Genomic DNA, 15,975 nt, shown 5'->3' with positions numbered 1-15,975 from the left:
TGGAACGATGCGTCAGGGAAGGGCTCAGGATTTCACCGCGCCGGCCGTGAGGCCTGCGATGATGTGCTTCTGGGCGAGAAAGAAGACGATCACCGTCGGCAGGATCGTCAGCGTGATGAAGGCGAGCACGAGCTGCCAATCGGTGCCGAACTCGCCGCGATAGACCATGATGCCGAGTGGCCAGGGATATTTCGCCTCCGTGTTCAGCATGATCAGCGGCAGGATGTAGCTGTTCCAGCTATGCACGAAGGTGATGATGCCGACCGTCGAGACGATGGGGCGCGAAAGCGGCAGGGAGATGTACCAGAAGAAGCGGATGTAGCCGCAGCCGTCGACGAAGGCGGCCTGGAAGAGTTCTTCCGGCAGGTTCCGGAAATAATTGCGGAAAAGCAGGATGCTCATGCCGAGGCCGAACGCCACCTGAGGCAGGATCACGCCCCAATAGGTATCGAGCAGACCGAGATCGCGGATGCGGATGAAGAGCGGCAGGATCGCGGTTGCCGCCGGGAACATGAGCCCGATCAGGAAGTAGTTCAGCAAATGGTTCGAGCCGAAGAACCTGACATGGGCGAAGGTGAAGGCGGCCATGGCCGAAACGATGACGGTCAGCACCACGGTTATGGCCGCGATGAACAGCGAGTTCAGCATCTGCCGCCAGTAGCGGTCGCCGAAAAGGATATCGAGATAGTTCGACCACAGCCATTCGGAAGGCAGGCCGAAAGGGTTGACGCGCAGGTCGCCGAGCGACTTGAAGCCGCCGAGCGCCGTGGTGACCAGGGGCAGCAAGACCAGCATCGCCACCAGCGACAGCGACACATAGAGATAGAGGCGGGTGGCTGCGGTCATGCGAACGGAAGAAGTCGTGTCAGTCATGGCGCATGAATATCCGTTTGTAGCCGAAGGCGAGGGTGACGCAGATGACGAAGAGGACCACGCCGACCGCGCTTCCGAGCCCCACCTGCATGCGGGTGACGCCGTAGGTGTAGAGGAAGGTCACCATGGTCTGCGTCGAGTTCGACGGCCCGCCGCCGGTGAGCGGCATGACGAGATCGAAGAGTTGCAGCGATCCGATGACGGCGAAGAAGATCGACAGCCTGACGGTCGAACCGAGGAGCGGCAGGGTCACGTATCGGAATTTCTGCCAGCCGGTCGCCCCGTCGATCTCGGCAGCTTCGAGCACGCTCCTGTCGACCGCCTGCAGGCCGGCGATGAACAGCATCATGTGGAAGCCGAAATATTTCCAGATGATGACGGCAAGCACCGCATAGATGGCAAGGCTGCGGTCGGCGAGCACGTAAGGGGTGGCCACGCCGAAGAAGCCGGCGATCGCCGCCACAAGCCCGTAGTCGCCATCATAGACGAAGCGCCAGATGAGCCCGGCCGCGACATCCGCCAGCACGTAGGGCAGAAAGAAGATCAGCCGGAAGGCGACGACGCCGGCGATCCTGTGCGCGAGCATCATCGCAAGCCAGAGGGCGAGCGGAATCTGCAGGAGCACCGAAACGAGAATGATGATGCCGTTGTTGATCAGCGCCCGCGAGAAGGCCGCATTGTTGAACAGCACCTCGAAATTGCGCAAGCCCACGAACTGCGTCGGGGTTCCGTAGCCGTTCCAGCGGTAGAGGCTGTACCAGGCCGCCTCTCCCATCGGCAGGATGACGAAGACCGTGAACAGCAGCAGGGCCGGCGGCAGGAAGAGGATGAGCACCGGCAGGCGCCCGCGCACGGTCGGGCTCTTGTAGCGCACATTCTTGCGGCTTGCCGTGGCCGGCACCGCGGTCATCGTCGCAGTCGCGTCGGTCATCTGGTCCTCGCAAAGGTGGTTCCGAATGGTCGAAGGAAGGCCGGGCGGCGGGGTCCCCCGCCGCCGCCGCTTACGCACTCATTCGAGTTCGCGGGCGTCCTGGATCATCCGGGCGCCCTCTTCCGAGGACATCTGTCCGGAGACGATCTCGACGGAAGCATCGTTCACGACGCGGCCGACGGAGGGGCCGAGATCCTGGTCGAAATAATTCTGGTGCCAGGTCGAGGCCGCGAGTTGGTCGGCCGAAGCCCGCACAAGCGGGTTGGTGACTCCATCCTCGGCACCTGCCGCCGCCGGGACGATCATGCCGACGCTCGCCATCAACCGCTCGTTTTCCGCATTGGTCAGGTAGCGCAGGAAATCGAGCGCTTCGGGCGGAGCATTCTTGGTTACCGCCCACCCGTTGAGACCGCCCAGCGTGTCGGTGGCGGCACCCGCCCCGCCCTCGACGGCGGGGAAGGGAAAGCGGCCGATATTCTCGGCTGCGAGGCCCTTGCCGTCGCCGGAATTGGCGCGCTGGGTGGCTTCGGTATTCTCGAAGCTCAGGATCATCGCCGCCTTGCCGTCGCCGAAGAGGCCGAGCGTCTGCGGCCAGTTCGCTCCGAGATAGCCGCCCTGGAACGGCTCGAGCTTGCCGAGTTCGGCGAGCTGCTCGCCGGCCTTGATGATCGCCGGCTGCAGGAAGCCTTCGCCCTCGTTGTTCTTGGCATCCTCGAAGACCTGCTGGCCGCCGTTGCGCATCACCAGATAGCTCCAGTAGAAATGCAGCGGCCACTTGTCGCCGCCGCCGCCGGCGATCGGCGTGATGCCGGCCTCCTTCAGCGTCTTCACCGCCGTGAGGAAATCGTCCCAGGTCTTGATATCCTCGGCCTTGACGCCGCCCTTCTGAAAGAGCTCCTTGTTGTAGAAGAAGCTGATCGTTCCCATTTTGAAGGGAACCGCATAAATTCTGTCGTCAAAGGTGAAGCCCTTGAGCGCAGCCGGATTGTAGCTCTTCTCCCAGGCTCCGCCATCGGCGCGCATCGCCTCCGTCAGATCCATGAGCGCGCCGGTCTCGGATTGCTGTTTCAGCACGCCGCCGCCCCAGCTATAGAAGAAGTGAGGCGCGTCGTCCGACTGCAGGAGCGTCGGCAGCTTCGCCTTGAATGCCTCGTTTTCCAGGAACTGGAGCTGAATATCGACGCCCGCATGTTCCGATTCGTACTTTGCAGCGATGTCCTCCCACATCTTCACATAGGCCGGCACAGTCTCCAGATGAAGCCACTTGACCACCGTATCGGCGGATGCGTGGCTCGCATCGAAGAGAAGCGCCATGCCGGCTACTGCAGCAAGCGCAGAAAGTCTGGTTGCGCGCGGAGGCGCCGACCCACGTTCGAGCATCATATCTTTCTCCTCCCATATTTCCTTCAGAAGGGGGCAAAACGTCCTCTTCATTTTGTCCCCGATGCGGATTAATTCAGAGGAGATGCCGACAAATGTCAACAGCCGCCGCGAATATTTCGGGCGCTCGGCTTGACAGGGGACGCTAATTGCCCGTTATTTAATTCGTATTCCTGCTAAATGATTTGACCCCGCCCAGCCAGCCAATCGAGCACGCGAGCATCCTGCAGACCGATGAAGACCGCCGATCCCGAACTGATGCGCGCGATAAATCGCTTCAACGTGCTCGATACGATCCGCCGGCACGGCCCTATCTCACGCGTCGAGATCAGCGAGCGCACCGAACTGTCCACGACCACCGTTTCCGCGATCACCGCGTCGCTGCTTGACGACGGCCTCATCCTGACCCGGCACGAGGGCGATATCCGCAATGCTGCCGCAAGGGGCCGCCCGCGCGTCATGCTGGAGCTCGACCCGGAGGCCGCTCGCGTCGTCGGCGCCAAGATCGCCGCCAACCGTATGGTATTCGCCGTCACCAACTTCCGCGGCGAGGTGCTCTCCGATCTTACTTTGCCGATCCGGGTCGATCGCCAGCCGATCGCCGTCATCGCCGATCTGATCGAGGACGGCGTGCGCCGCTGCGTCGTCGACGCCGACCTTTCGCTCGACGACATCGATTCTATCTGCATCGGCCTGCCGGGCGTGGTCGAACACCGCACCGGTCATGTCCGCTCGAGCCCGATCTTCCGGGAAACGGACGTCGATTTCGCAAGCGAGATGACGAGCAGGCTCAACGTCGCGACGATCGTCGAGAGCGACGCGCACGCCATCACGCTTGCGCACCACTGGTTCGGGCGCGCCCGCGACCTCGACGACATGGTGCTCGTCTCGCTGGAGCAGACCCTCGGGCTCGGCGTTCTGCATGGCGGCCAGCTTTTCCGAGGCGCCGGAGGCTTGAGCCACAATCTGGGCGATCTCGTGCTCGGGGTCGGCGAGAGCCGCACCGTCCGCCTTTCGACGCTCGCCGGGGAGAACGCGATTCTCGGCGAACACCCGATGGACGGGCGGTTCGCCGAGGCGGTACGCCTCGGGCGGGGCATGACGCATGCGCAGACGCTGATCGCAGCCGAGGACGACGCGCTGATCGCGACCGCCTCGCGGGCCGGAGAAGCGATCGGGCTCGCCGTCGCCAACATCGTCACGCTGTTCGGACCGCCGCGCGTCGTCATCGTCGGTTCGAGCCTGTCGCTCGGCACCGTCTTCGTGGAGAGCATCCGCCGATCCTTTCAGAACGCGATCCCGCCCTCGATCTCGACGGTCGCCGAACTCGTCTTCGACGAATCGGCCGACGAGACCTGGGCCCAGGGAGCAGCCGTCGTGGCGCTCTGTGAACTCTACGAGTCCCCCTGGGGGACGACCGGACCGGCGCCGGCGCTTTGATGCGCCGCGCCGAACTTATCTATCCATTTCGGGAGGAGACTGATGGAAAAACTCGGTATCGGCATCATCGGCTGCGGCAACATATCGTCGGCCTATCTGAAGGCGATGGCAGCCTTTCCGATCCTGGACATCCGCGGGATCGCTGATCTGAACCGCGGTCTCGCCGAAGAGCGCGCTGCGGAGTTCAAGGTCGAGGCCCGCAACGTCGCCGATCTCCTCGCGGACCCTTCGATCGAACTCATCGTCAACCTGACCGTGCCGAAGGCGCACGTGACAGTCGCCATGCAGGCGCTCGAGGCCGGCAAGCACACCTATTCCGAAAAGCCGCTCGCCACCGATTTCGCAGACGGGCGCAAGCTGGTGGCGATGGCTCGCGAGAAGGGCCTGCGGATCGGCGCCGCCCCCGACACCTTCCTCGGCGGCTCGCATCAGACGGCGCGCGCAATCGTCGATTCCGGCGTGCTCGGCACGCCCGTCGGCGGCACAGCCACCTTCATGTGCCCCGGCCACGAGCGCTGGCATCCCAATCCGGACTTCTATTACGACGTCGGCGGCGGGCCGATGCTCGACATGGGTCCCTACTACATCACCGACCTCGTCAACCTCCTTGGCCCGGTCTCCAAGGTTGCCGGCTTTGCCACGGCGGCCCGGAAGGAGCGGACCATCACCAGTGAAGCGCGCAACGGCGAACGCATCCCCGTCCGCGTGCCGACCCATGTCGCCGGCATCATGGCCTTCGAGAATGGAGCCGTCGTGCAGATCGGCATGAGCTTCGATGTCGCGGGCCACAGGCATGTGCCGCTCGAGCTCTATGGAACCGAGGGCACGCTGATCGTCCCGGATCCGAACCATTTCGGCGGCCAGATCGAACTGCTGAAAAAGGGCGGCGCCTTCGAGCAGACTGCGACGAGCGAGCCCTATGCCGACGGCAATTACCGCTCGATCGGGGTGGCCGACATGGCACACGCGATCCGCTCGGGCCGGCCGCACCGGGCAAACGGAGATCTCGCCTTGCACGTGCTGGAGGTCATGGAAGCGTTCCACAAGGCGGCCGACACCAGCACCACCGTCAGCATCAGCACGAAAACCGAGCGGCCGGCACCTCTGTCGGAATCGCTCGTCGACGGCCGCATCGGCCGCTAACGCATAAATCGCATTAGGAGGAGTTCGACATGCGCGAGGCACTGATCGTCTGGGGCGGCTGGAGCGGCCACGAGCCGCAGGAATGCGCCCATATCATCCGCGACATGCTGCAGGAGGACGGGTTCAAGGTCTATCTGGAACACACGACCGAAGCCTTCGCCGATCCGTCGATCCACGACCTGTCGCTGATCGTTCCGATCATGACGATGTCGAAGATCGAGAAGGAAGAGGTGAAGAATCTCGCCGCGGCCGTCGAGGGCGGCGTCGGTATCGCCGGCTATCACGGCGGCGCGGGCGATGCCTTCCGCGAGAGCGTCGAATACCAGTTCATCATCGGGGGCCAGTGGGTGGCCCATCCCGGCAACATCATCGACTATCGCGTGAACGTCACGCGCCCCGACGATCCGCTGATGGAGGGCATCTCCGATTTTCCCTACACCTCGGAGCAATATTACATGCATGTCGACCCGTCCAACGAGGTGCTGGCAACGACCACCTTCTCCGGCGAGCATGCCTCCTGGATCGAAGGCGTGGTGATGCCGGTGGTCTGGAAGCGCAAACATGGGAAAGGCCGGGTCTTCTACTCCTCGCTCGGCCATGTGGCGAAAGAGTTCGAGGTGCCCGAGATGCGCACGATCTTCCGCCGCGGCGCGAATTGGGCTGCGCGCTGAGGGAGACGGCGGATCGGTTGAGTTCCGCCGTTTCTGTCTGGCATCCGGCGCTGCCCCTCATCCGCCTGCCGGCACCTTCTCCCCGCGGGCGGGGCGAAGGGACAAGTGGCACGCTCCCCTCACTCCTCGGTGATCGCGGCGTAATGAGCGGATGCCCCATGTCCCTTCTCCCCGTGAAACGGGGAGAAGGTGCCGGCAGGCGGATGAGGGGCAATCGGATCAGTGGTCGACGCCCGCATAGGCGCGATCGCCCCAGAGCTTTTCGACCGTCCGGTTCCTGCCGCAGCCGTTGCGGTAGTACCAGTAGCGGATGGGGTTCCGCTTGCCGAAGTCCTGATGGTAGTCTTCCGCCGGCCAGAATTTCGCTGCGCCTTCGACGGGCGTTACGATCGGTCGGCCGAGCTCCGCCTCGGCCTTGATCTTTTCCGCCTTCGCGTCCATCGCCTGCCGCTCGTTCAGCGCATGGATGGCGGTCGTATAGGCAAAGCCCCGGTCGCAGAACTGGCCATCGCCATCCGTCGGGTCCGTCGTACGGAACAGGACGCCGACGAGCTCCGCATAGGAGACCCGGTCCGGGTCGAACTTCACGCGCACCACCTCGCGGTGTCCACCCTTCGCATAATCTTCGTAGGTGGGGTTCGCGCTCTTGCCGCCGGCATAGCCGGAGATCGTTTCGAGAACGCCGGGCACGGCGTCGAAGTCGCTCTCGACGCACCAGAAGCAGCCGCCGGCAAAGATAGCATATTGCGGTTCCGCCGCCCGCGCCGGCAGCAGCAGGAAACACGTGACGAGAAAACCGAACAGCAGGCGAAGCATCGGCGGACCTCCATCCTCGGCTATTACCTAACTGCCTCGCCGCGCGTTTCAAATCACTTAGCAACACGTCGATGTGACGGACGTGAAAGCAAAACGGCGAGCCGAGGCCCGCCGTTGAAATGCTGCTGAAAACACCTGCAGGGCGGATGGTCAGAACCGCCGCTCGACCAGCATCTTCTTGATCTCGCCGATCGCCTTGGCGGGGTTCAACCCCTTCGGACAGGCCTGGGCGCAGTTCATGATCGTGTGGCAGCGATAGAGCCGGAACGGATCTTCGAGATTGTCGAGACGCTCGCCGGTCGCCTCGTCCCTGGAGTCGATGAGCCAGCGATAGGCCTGCAGGAGGACGGCAGGGCCGAGATAGCGGTCGCCATTCCACCAGTAGCTCGGACAGGAGGTCGAGCAGCAGGCGCAGAGAATGCACTCATAGAGCCCGTCGAGTTTGAGGCGATCTTCGTGGCTCTGCCGCCATTCCTTGGCCGGCGTCGGCGACACCGTCTTCAGCCAGGGCTCGATCGAACGGTGCTGGGCATAGAAATTGGTGAGGTCAGGCACGAGGTCCTTGACGACGGGCATATGCGGCAGCGGATACACCTTCACGGCGCCCTTCACCTCATCCATGCCCTTGGTGCAGGCGAGCGTATTGGTGCCGTCGATATTCATCGCACAGGAGCCGCAAATGCCTTCGCGGCAGGAGCGACGCAGCGTCAGCGTCGGATCGATATTGTTCTTGATGTAGAGCAGACCGTCCAGAACCATCGGGCCGCAATCGTCGATATCGATGTAATAGGTATCGATCCGCGGGTTTTTGCCGTCGTCCGGATTCCAGCGATAGACCCGGTATTCGCGCAGGTTCGCCGCGCCGACCGGTTTCGGCCACACCTTGCCTTCGGTGATCTGCGAGTTCTTGGGGAGAGCGAGTTCAACCATGTGCCTTAGTCCTCGAGATCAGTAGACGCGGGCCTTGGGCTCGATCTTGTAGGGATCGATGCCTTCGGCGATCAGCTCGGTGTGCACGGGACGAAAATCGAGCCGGACGTCGCCCGCGTCGTTGACCCAGGCAAGCGTGTGCTTGCGCCAGTTGACGTCGTCGCGGCCTCCGAGCGGGCCGTCCTTGTAGTCCTCGCGCGCATGCGCGCCGCGGCTTTCCTTGCGCGCCTCGGCGCCGTAGACCGTGGTGATGGCGTTGGCCATCAGGTTTTCGAGCTCCAGCGTCTCGACGAGATCCGAGTTCCAGATCATCGAACGGTCGGTGACCCTGACGTCCGGCAGTTCCTTCCAGATCGCCGAGAGGCGCCGGCAGCCGGATTCCAGCGACTCCTGAGTACGGAACACGGCCGCGTCCTCCTGCATGGCGCGCTGCATCTTGTCGCGCAGCACGGCGGTCGGCGTGGTGCCGTTGGCGTGCCGCAGCCGGTCGAAACGCTCCATGATGCGGTCGCAGGCGGCCGTGTTGACCTCCGGCACCGCCTCGTTGCGGTCGATGATCTGGCCGGCACGGATTGCCGCCGCCCGGCCGAAGACGACGAGGTCGATCAGCGAGTTCGAGCCGAGCCGGTTGGCGCCGTGCACCGAGGCGCAGCCGGCCTCGCCGACCGCCATCAGTCCGGGCGCGATGCGCTCCGGGTTCTGGCTGTCCGCGTTCAGCACTTCGCCCCAATAATTGGTCGGCACGCCGCCCATATTGTAGTGAACCGTCGGCAGCACCGGGATCGGTTCGCGCGTGACGTCGACGCCGGCGAAGATTTTCGCCGATTCCGAAATTCCCGGGAGGCGCTCATGCAGCACCGCGGGATCGAGATGGTCGAGATGCAGGAAAATATGGTCCTTGTTCTTGCCGACGCCCCGGCCCTCGCGGATTTCCATCGTCATGCAGCGGGAAACGACGTCGCGGGAGGCAAGGTCCTTGGCAGAAGGCGCGTAGCGCTCCATGAAGCGCTCGCCCTCGGAATTGACCAGATAGCCGCCCTCGCCGCGGGCGCCTTCGGTGATCAGGCAGCCCGCGCCGTAGATGCCGGTCGGATGGAACTGCACGAATTCCATGTCCTGCAGCGGCAGGCCGGCGCGGGCGATCATGCCGCCGCCGTCGCCGGTGCAGGTATGCGCCGAGGTCGCGGAGAAATAGGCGCGGCCGTAGCCGCCGGTCGCCAGCACCACCATCTTGGCGGCGAAGCGGTGGATCGTGCCGTCGTCGAGGTTCCAGGCGACCACGCCGGTGCAGCGGCCGTCATCCGACATGATCAGGTCGATGGCGAAATATTCGATGAAGAATTCGGCATTGTTCCGGAGCGACTGACCGTAAAGCGTATGCAGGATCGCGTGGCCGGTACGGTCGGCGGCAGCGCAGGTGCGCTGCACCGGCGGTCCTTCGCCGTAGTTCTGCATGTGGCCGCCGAAGGGGCGCTGATAGATCTTGCCTTCCTCGTTACGCGAGAAGGGAACGCCATAGTGCTCGAGTTCGTAGACCGCCTTCGGCGCCTCCATGGCGAGGTACTGCATGGCGTCGACATCGCCGAGCCAGTCGGAGCCCTTGACGGTGTCGTAAAGATGCCACTGCCAGGAGTCGGGCGTCATGTTCTGCAGCGAAGCGGCGATGCCGCCCTGTGCCGCGACCGTATGCGAACGCGTCGGGAAGACCTTGGTGATGCAGGCCGTCCTCAGGCCCTGCTCGGCCATGCCGAGGGTCGCGCGCAGGCCCGCCCCGCCGGCGCCGACGACGACGACGTCGAAGGAATGGTCGACATATTGATATGCCTTGCCGTTTGCAGCGGGTGAACTGATCGATGCCATGACGAAATTACCCTGCAAATGCGATCTTCAGGACGGCGAAAAGACAGAGCCCGCCGACCGCGATCGTGAAGAATGTGTTGAGCATGAGAAGCGCTATCTTGGCGCCCTCCCCATGGACGTAGTCCTCGATGATGACCTGCATGCCGATCTTCATATGAACGAGGCCGGCGACGACCATCAGCCCCATGGTCACCGCCACGAACGGGTTCGAAAGGGCCGCGATCAGTTCCGCATGCGGTGCGCCCGCATAATGGGCGAGAAAGACGACGAAGAAGATCGTGAGAGGAATGCTGGCGACGGCCGTGAGGCGCTGCCGCCAGAAGTGATCCGTGCCTTCCTTTGCCGAACCGAGACCCCGGACCTTGCCGAGAGGTGTGCGCATATTCATGTCGAAGTCCTTAACGAGCGAGGTAGCCGACGACCCAGATGACGAGCGTCAGCGTCGCCGATGCGACGATCATGGCCTTCGCCATCCTCGTCGCGAAGTGCTTCTCATAGCCGTAGCCGAGATCCCAGGCGAGGTGGCGTATGCCGCCCAGCAGGTGATGTACAAGGGCCCAGGTATAGCCGAAGAGGACGACCTTGCCGATGAACGTGCCGAACAGCCAGTTCACCCAGTCGTAATAGGCAGTGCCGGAAGCAGCGGCGATCAGCCACCAGGCCACCAGGACGGTGCCGAAATAGAGCGCGCCGCCGGTGATGCGGTGCATGATCGACATGATCATGGTGGGGATCGGCTTGTAGATTTGAAGATGCGGCGAGAGCGGCCGGCTTCTTGTGACATTCGTCATCGGAACCTCGCGGGATGACCGGATTTTCGTCCAAAACTGGACTGGTTTCGTCCGGTATCGCACCCGATTGTGCGCAATTCAGTCACCCGGACCTTTAATCACCATAAGGCTTCCCGACAAGTGTGTTTGCAGTGCAAAATCAATTTAATCGATTTGACGGAAAACGGCATTTTCCAGCCTTCGAGAGACATCGGGTCTTTTAACCGTACAGGGAAAAAAACCCAACCGAATCCGTGACATTTCCCGCCGGTTGCCGCAGGATGCACTTTAACTGTTTGTTAACGATGATCCGGAGGCAGCGAGAATGGACCTCTCGCGAATGATCCGCGCAACCAAAGTTCTAGTCGTGGCCTTCGCACTTGCGATGCCCGCCGGTTTGCCGGCACGGGCCGCCGAAAGCGACGGTTTCCGCAATGTGGAGACCCGAACCCGCCATGTCCGGATCAAGCATCGCACGCCCCATCACTCCTGGCGCAAGGGCCACCGGTCAATAACGACCATCGGCGGTTTCTCATCCGCCGATTCCAGGGGCCTGCCCGATGTTCAGACCCGCACCCGTCATGTGCGGCCAAGATATCCATGGCCGAGATATCCCTGGCATCGTAACGCCCGCCGCGGGCGGGATCGTGGTCCCGTGATCGTCATCAATGGCGGCGGATACGCATCCGGCGGTTACGACAGTTATGGGAGTTACGACTTCCCGACACCCATTCCGGATATCGGTACCTATGCCGGCGGCCTTTCGGCGTTCCGCGAGGAAGGGAACGGCATCTATTTCAGCCGGGACGGCGGCTACGCCTATCTCGCCGGGGAAACCGTCGCAGCCAATCCGTCTTCGAAGCGCGCGAAGATCATCATCGTCTCGCCGCAGGTAAACGCCAGCGCATGCTCGTGGGAGCACGGCGTCTGCGTCGTCCGGCCGTAGGATTTGCGGCTGCGCTGCGGACCGTCGTTACCCCTCCCCAACCCTCCCCACAAAGGGCCACAAAGGGGGGGTGGAGGGGCTTAGAGCCTGTTGCGGCGCCAGTGCCATCCCGGCGTTCACACCCGCGAAACCGATGAAATATGAGCAATGGGCGCGGCAGATTAAGCCCCTCCCCCTTGTGGGGACCTACGGCATGCACATATCTCTTGTTGTCCAGCCCTTCGCGGACTTACTCCGGAGTGGCGGCATCTGTATTTCCAGCAGTGGCGAGGCTTGGGGATGGGTCCTTGGGATCAAACCCGTATGCGCTAACATTGGCATTAGCGGTCACCCGCCCCTCATCCGCCTGCCGGCACCTTCTCCCCGCAGGCGGGGAGAAGGGACAAGCGGCGCCAACTGAACCCCGCATTCACCGCCCGCCCGAGGGAGCGAGCGGGCGCGGCATATCCCTTCTCCCCGCCTGCGGGGAGAAGGTGGCGGCAGCCGGTTGAGGGGGCAACCCCGACCGAGCGGGGTTGAGGCGGTTGGGTTCCCGAGGGATCCCTTTCATGAGCAGTATCCGCCGCACCGGCGCGCAAGAGATATGTGCATGCCGTAGTTGTGGGAGGGGTTGGGGAGGGGCTTCCCTGCAAATCGCGGTCACCCCGTGAGGGTGCCGAACCGCCAGACGGTCGTGCGCTTCACCTCGCTGTCTTCGAGCGCCCGAGTCACCGGTACCTCGTAGGTCGCAAGGTCAGTCATCCGCCCGCGTGGACAATAGGCCCGGCCCGGATCGCCGACGAGAACGACGGCACCGGCGCGTTCGAGCGCTTCGAACCAGGGCAGAAGCAGATCGGCGAAGCTCTTGTCGTAGAAGACGTCTCCGGCGAGGTAGACGTCGGCCGCCCGTTCCGAGCCGACGATATCGTCGCCGGTGAAGGCGAACGATACGCCGTTGAGCCCGGCATTCAGCCGCGCGGCCGTTTCGGACCAAGGATCGATGTCGGCGGCGACGACCTCATCGGCGCCGGCCAACTTCGCCGCGATGGCGACGAGGCCGGAACCGGAGGCGAAATCGATGACGCGGCGGCCGCGCACCGTCTCGGGATGATCGAGGAGATAGCGGGCAAGCCCCTGCCCGCCCGCCCAGGCGAAGGCCCAGAAGGGCGGCGGCAGCCCGATCCGTTCCAGCTCTTCCTCGGTCTTCAGCCACAATTCATGCGCCTCTCCCGCAAGATGCAGGCGGATTTCCGGCACGTGCGGGCGGCGCGAGAATGTCGGTGTTGGCGCGGATGAAGCTTTCGGGATCGGTCTTCACGATATTCAGGGGCGCTATCGGGGCGGATTGTCCAGCCCGCCCATGCGGCAGACCTCGATCCACTCGTCATCCGTCACCGGCTGCACCGAAAGGCGCATGGACGTAACGAGCGACATCTTGGCGAGCTTCGGATTTTCCTTGATTTCCTTGAGTGAAACCGGCCGTGGAATGTCCATGACGGCGCGGATGTCGACGCAGTCCCAGCGGGCGTCGCCCTCGGCCGTCGAATCCGGATGCGACAACGCGCAGACCTCGGTGATGCCGACGATCTCGAGCCCCTCGTTGGAGTGGTAGAAGAAGCCCTTGTCGCCGATCTTCATCGCCCGCATGTTGTTGCGCGCCAGGTAGTTGCGCACGCCGGTCCATTCGGTGCCCTTCTCGCCCGCATCCTTCTGCATCTGCCAGGACCATTTCGCCGGTTCGGATTTGTAGAGCCAGAACGCCATCGCCCCTCAAGCCTCCGGATTGTTGAAGACCCAGTTGTAGGCCTTGATCTCGACATTGGCGAAGAGACCCGCCTTCGCATAGGGATCGGCCTCGGCGAGCGCCCTGGCCTCTTCGAGCGTATCGGCCTTGACGATCACGAGGCTCCCCGTCGGCTTGCCGTCGGCGCCGAGGAAAGGCCCCGCGATCTTCAGGATGCCCCGGGCATTGAGGTCGTTGAGATAGGCGACATGGTCAGGCCGCGTGTCGAGCCTGAGTTGCAGCGCGCCGGGCTTGTCCGTGCAGAGCAGTGCGAAGAGCATGGATCCTCCTGAAGACATCATTCGTGGGTGATCGGTCTGGACATCAGTTGTTCGAGAGCCGAGCGGACATCCAGCTTTCCGTCGACGATGGCTGCGACGGCCTCGGTGACCGGCATCTCGATGCCGAGTGCGCCCGCCACGCGGGCGGCGACGGATGCGGCAAAGGCGCCCTCGACCAGCTCGCTGCTTCCGGCCGCGGCCCGGCCGTCCTTGCCGAGCGCTATGCCGAAGCGTAGGTTGCGCGACTGGTGGCTCGTCGCGGTCAGCACGAGGTCACCCAATCCCGAAAGGCCGCGCACAGTGTCCGCCTCGCCGCCTCTCGCGACGATGAAGCGCGACATTTCCGCAAGCCCGCGCGAGATCAGCGCAGCGCGCGCCGAGTCGCCGAGACCGGCGCCTTCGACGATGCCGCAGGCGATCGCCAGCACGTTCTTGAGCGCACCGCCAAGCTGAACGCCGGTGCGATCCGCCGAGGGATAGAGCCGGAACGTCCGCCCGGAAAGCGCCTCCGCAAGCTCCGTCGCGATCGCCGTATCGGGGGCGGCGATCACCATGGCAGTCGGCAGGCCGCTAGCGATATCGGCGGCGAAGCCCGGGCCGGAAAGCACCCCGATACGGCGGCCCGGCAACTCCTCTTCGAGAACGTCGGTGAGGAGTTGGCCGGTCGATTGCTCCATGCCCTTGGCGCAGGTGACGACGACGGCACTGGCGCCGATCGCGGGACCGTAGCTACGCGCCGCGTCCCGATGCGCTTGCGAAGGCATCGCGAAAAGCACGATGTCGGCGTCTTCGAGCGCATCCGCCTGCGAAGAATAGACAAGGCGCGGGGGAAGCGGAATTCCCGGGAGAACCGCGTCATTCCGCCCGGTACGGCGACACTCCGCGGCCGCTTCTTCCCGGCGGGCAAGCAGAGTGACATTCGCCTTGTCCTTCGCTGCCGCGACGGCCGAAAGCGCCGTTCCGAAGGCGCCCGCCCCGACGACCACGATTTTTGGCGCGCTCTTCGATTTGCCGCTCATCTTCTGTCCATCATGCCTTGGCGCCGCGTCTGCCGGAGCCGATCAATGCCTTGGCTTCGGAATCGAGCGGCCAGCGCGAACGCGGAGCTGCATCGAGCCCGTCCGCCGGCAGGCCCGCCGCGAGGCGCTCCGCACCGGCCCACGCAATCATCGCCGCGTTGTCGGTGCAAAGCTGGAGCGGCGGCGCGATGAAGCGGAAGCCGTGCTCGTCGCAAAGCGATTGCAGTGTCCGGCGCAATGTCTGGTTCGCGGCAACCCCGCCGGCCACGACGAGAGCCGGTTGGTCGACGGAGGCGAAGTCCGCCCTGAACCGCTTCAAGCCGCGCCCGACCCGATCCCTGAGCGTGCGGGAAATGGCGCGCTGAAAAGAGGCACAGACGTCGGCGATATCCTGATCCGTCACCGGCTCCAGCGACTGTGCGGCCTGGCGGACGGCGGTCTTGAGGCCCGAAAACGAAAAGTCGAGCCTGGCGTCGCCGACGAGCGGCCGGGGAAAATCGAAGCGCTCCGCATTACCGGCTTGCGCCGCCCGCTCGACGGCCGGCCCGCCCGGATAGGGAAGACCGAGCAGCTTTGCGGTCTTGTCGAAGGCCTCGCCGAGCGCATCGTCGATCGTCGTGCCCCAGCGTTCGTATTCGCCGACGCCCTTGACGAGGATCAGCTGTGTATGGCCGCCCGAGACGAGCAGCATCAGATAGGGAAATGAAAGGCCGTCGGTCAGCCGCGCCGTCAGCGCGTGGCCTTCGAGATGATTGACCGCATAGAGCGGCTTGCCGGTCGCCCGCGCGATCGCCTTGCCGGTCATCAGCCCGACGATGAGCCCGCCGATCAGGCCGGGACCACTTGTCGCAGCGACCGCGTCGATGTCCCGGAGCGTCACCCCGGCGCGCAGGAGCGCTTCCTCGATCAGCGCGTCGAGCGCCTCGACATGGGCGCGCGCCGCGATCTCGGGAACGACGCCGCCATAGGCACTATGCTCTTCCAGCTGGCTCAGCACCACGTCGCCGAGAATCCGGCCGCGGCCCTCTTCGTCACGCAGCACGACCGAAGCGGCGGTTTCGTCGCAGCTTGTCTCAATGCCGAGGATGCGCAAAGGCGGGGACGTCACGTGCTATACTCAAAGATTGCGGTCGCAGTGAAAGGTGGCTACACG

The 15,975-nt window shown here is 64.0% G+C and carries 16 protein-coding genes and 1 pseudogene; 4 read left to right on the top strand and 13 right to left on the bottom strand.

The features are described from left to right. Positions 1–24: 24 nt before the first annotated feature. From M1D43_RS14650 to M1D43_RS14640, 3 genes are all read right to left on the bottom strand, one after another. Positions 25–873, bottom strand: coding sequence for a carbohydrate ABC transporter permease (locus tag M1D43_RS14650; protein ID WP_003530243.1), 849 nt, complete (start codon positions 871–873; stop codon positions 25–27). Beyond that, on the bottom strand, positions 866–1,804 hold the full coding sequence (locus tag M1D43_RS14645) for a carbohydrate ABC transporter permease (RefSeq protein ID WP_003530241.1): 939 nt from the start codon (positions 1,802–1,804) through the stop codon (positions 866–868). Before M1D43_RS14645 ends, M1D43_RS14650 begins: the two co-directional genes overlap by 8 nt. A gap of 78 nt (positions 1,805–1,882) precedes the next feature. Continuing rightward, positions 1,883–3,187, bottom strand: coding sequence for an ABC transporter substrate-binding protein (locus M1D43_RS14640; RefSeq protein WP_003530238.1), 1,305 nt, complete (start codon positions 3,185–3,187; stop codon positions 1,883–1,885). A 231-nt stretch (positions 3,188–3,418) separates the two neighbouring features. On the opposite strand from M1D43_RS14640, the gene M1D43_RS14635 reads away from it, so the two are divergent. The 3 genes from M1D43_RS14635 to M1D43_RS14625 are packed head-to-tail and all read left to right on the top strand — an operon-like array spanning position 3,419 to position 6,438. Next, positions 3,419–4,624 (top strand): ROK family transcriptional regulator, encoded by a 1,206-nt coding sequence (locus M1D43_RS14635; RefSeq protein WP_003530236.1) that lies wholly within the window; start codon positions 3,419–3,421, stop codon positions 4,622–4,624. Between the two features lie 42 nt (positions 4,625–4,666). Beyond that, complete coding sequence (locus M1D43_RS14630) at positions 4,667–5,767, top strand: Gfo/Idh/MocA family protein (RefSeq protein WP_153314816.1); 1,101 nt, start codon at positions 4,667–4,669, stop codon at positions 5,765–5,767. Between the two features lie 29 nt (positions 5,768–5,796). Beyond that, positions 5,797–6,438 carry a ThuA domain-containing protein gene (locus tag M1D43_RS14625; RefSeq protein ID WP_010970384.1) on the top strand — a complete coding sequence of 214 codons (642 nt, stop codon included), beginning with the start codon at positions 5,797–5,799 and terminating at the stop codon, positions 6,436–6,438. A 219-nt stretch (positions 6,439–6,657) separates the two neighbouring features. Here M1D43_RS14625 and msrA read toward each other — a convergent pair whose 3' ends face one another. From msrA to sdhC, 5 genes are all read right to left on the bottom strand, one after another. Beyond that, positions 6,658–7,254 (bottom strand): peptide-methionine (S)-S-oxide reductase MsrA, encoded by a 597-nt coding sequence (msrA, locus tag M1D43_RS14620; protein WP_153314818.1) that lies wholly within the window; start codon positions 7,252–7,254, stop codon positions 6,658–6,660. A gap of 150 nt (positions 7,255–7,404) precedes the next feature. Continuing rightward, positions 7,405–8,184, bottom strand: coding sequence for a succinate dehydrogenase iron-sulfur subunit (locus M1D43_RS14615; protein ID WP_003531162.1), 780 nt, complete (start codon positions 8,182–8,184; stop codon positions 7,405–7,407). An 18-nt stretch (positions 8,185–8,202) separates the two neighbouring features. Then, positions 8,203–10,044 carry a succinate dehydrogenase flavoprotein subunit gene (gene sdhA, locus M1D43_RS14610; RefSeq protein WP_127596339.1) on the bottom strand — a complete coding sequence of 614 codons (1,842 nt, stop codon included), beginning with the start codon at positions 10,042–10,044 and terminating at the stop codon, positions 8,203–8,205. 7 nt (positions 10,045–10,051) lie between these two features. Continuing rightward, positions 10,052–10,432 (bottom strand): succinate dehydrogenase, hydrophobic membrane anchor protein, encoded by a 381-nt coding sequence (gene sdhD, locus M1D43_RS14605; protein WP_003531168.1) that lies wholly within the window; start codon positions 10,430–10,432, stop codon positions 10,052–10,054. A 10-nt stretch (positions 10,433–10,442) separates the two neighbouring features. Then, complete coding sequence (gene sdhC / locus M1D43_RS14600) at positions 10,443–10,835, bottom strand: succinate dehydrogenase, cytochrome b556 subunit (RefSeq protein WP_003531169.1); 393 nt, start codon at positions 10,833–10,835, stop codon at positions 10,443–10,445. Positions 10,836–11,139: 304 nt separating this feature from the next. Between sdhC and M1D43_RS14595 the strand changes: the two genes are divergently transcribed. Next, on the top strand, positions 11,140–11,760 hold the full coding sequence (locus M1D43_RS14595) for a hypothetical protein (protein ID WP_153314820.1): 621 nt from the start codon (positions 11,140–11,142) through the stop codon (positions 11,758–11,760). A 639-nt stretch (positions 11,761–12,399) separates the two neighbouring features. On the opposite strand, the pseudogene M1D43_RS14590 reads toward M1D43_RS14595, so the two are convergent. The 5 genes and pseudogenes from M1D43_RS14590 to tsaD all read right to left on the bottom strand — a co-directional run bounded on the left by M1D43_RS14590 (position 12,400) and on the right by tsaD (position 15,930). Then, a pseudogene (locus M1D43_RS14590) lies at positions 12,400–13,057 on the bottom strand (class I SAM-dependent methyltransferase). Positions 13,058–13,071: 14 nt separating this feature from the next. Continuing rightward, positions 13,072–13,503 (bottom strand): EVE domain-containing protein, encoded by a 432-nt coding sequence (locus tag M1D43_RS14585; RefSeq protein ID WP_003531172.1) that lies wholly within the window; start codon positions 13,501–13,503, stop codon positions 13,072–13,074. Between the two features lie 6 nt (positions 13,504–13,509). Continuing rightward, a complete protein-coding gene (locus M1D43_RS14580; protein ID WP_003531173.1) occupies positions 13,510–13,803 on the bottom strand; it encodes a YciI-like protein in 294 nt (97 codons plus the stop codon). Positions 13,804–13,820: 17 nt separating this feature from the next. Continuing rightward, a complete protein-coding gene (locus M1D43_RS14575) occupies positions 13,821–14,822 on the bottom strand; it encodes an NAD(P)H-dependent glycerol-3-phosphate dehydrogenase (RefSeq protein WP_153313633.1) in 1,002 nt (333 codons plus the stop codon). Between the two features lie 10 nt (positions 14,823–14,832). Next, entirely contained in the window at positions 14,833–15,930 is a 1,098-nt protein-coding gene (gene tsaD, locus M1D43_RS14570) for a tRNA (adenosine(37)-N6)-threonylcarbamoyltransferase complex transferase subunit TsaD (RefSeq protein WP_028003767.1), read from the bottom strand. Between the last annotated feature and the right edge of the window lie 45 nt (positions 15,931–15,975).

The sequence above is a fragment of the Ensifer sp. R1-3 genome, from assembly GCF_056739175.1.
This window is presented reverse-complemented; position numbering and strand designations above follow the sequence as displayed.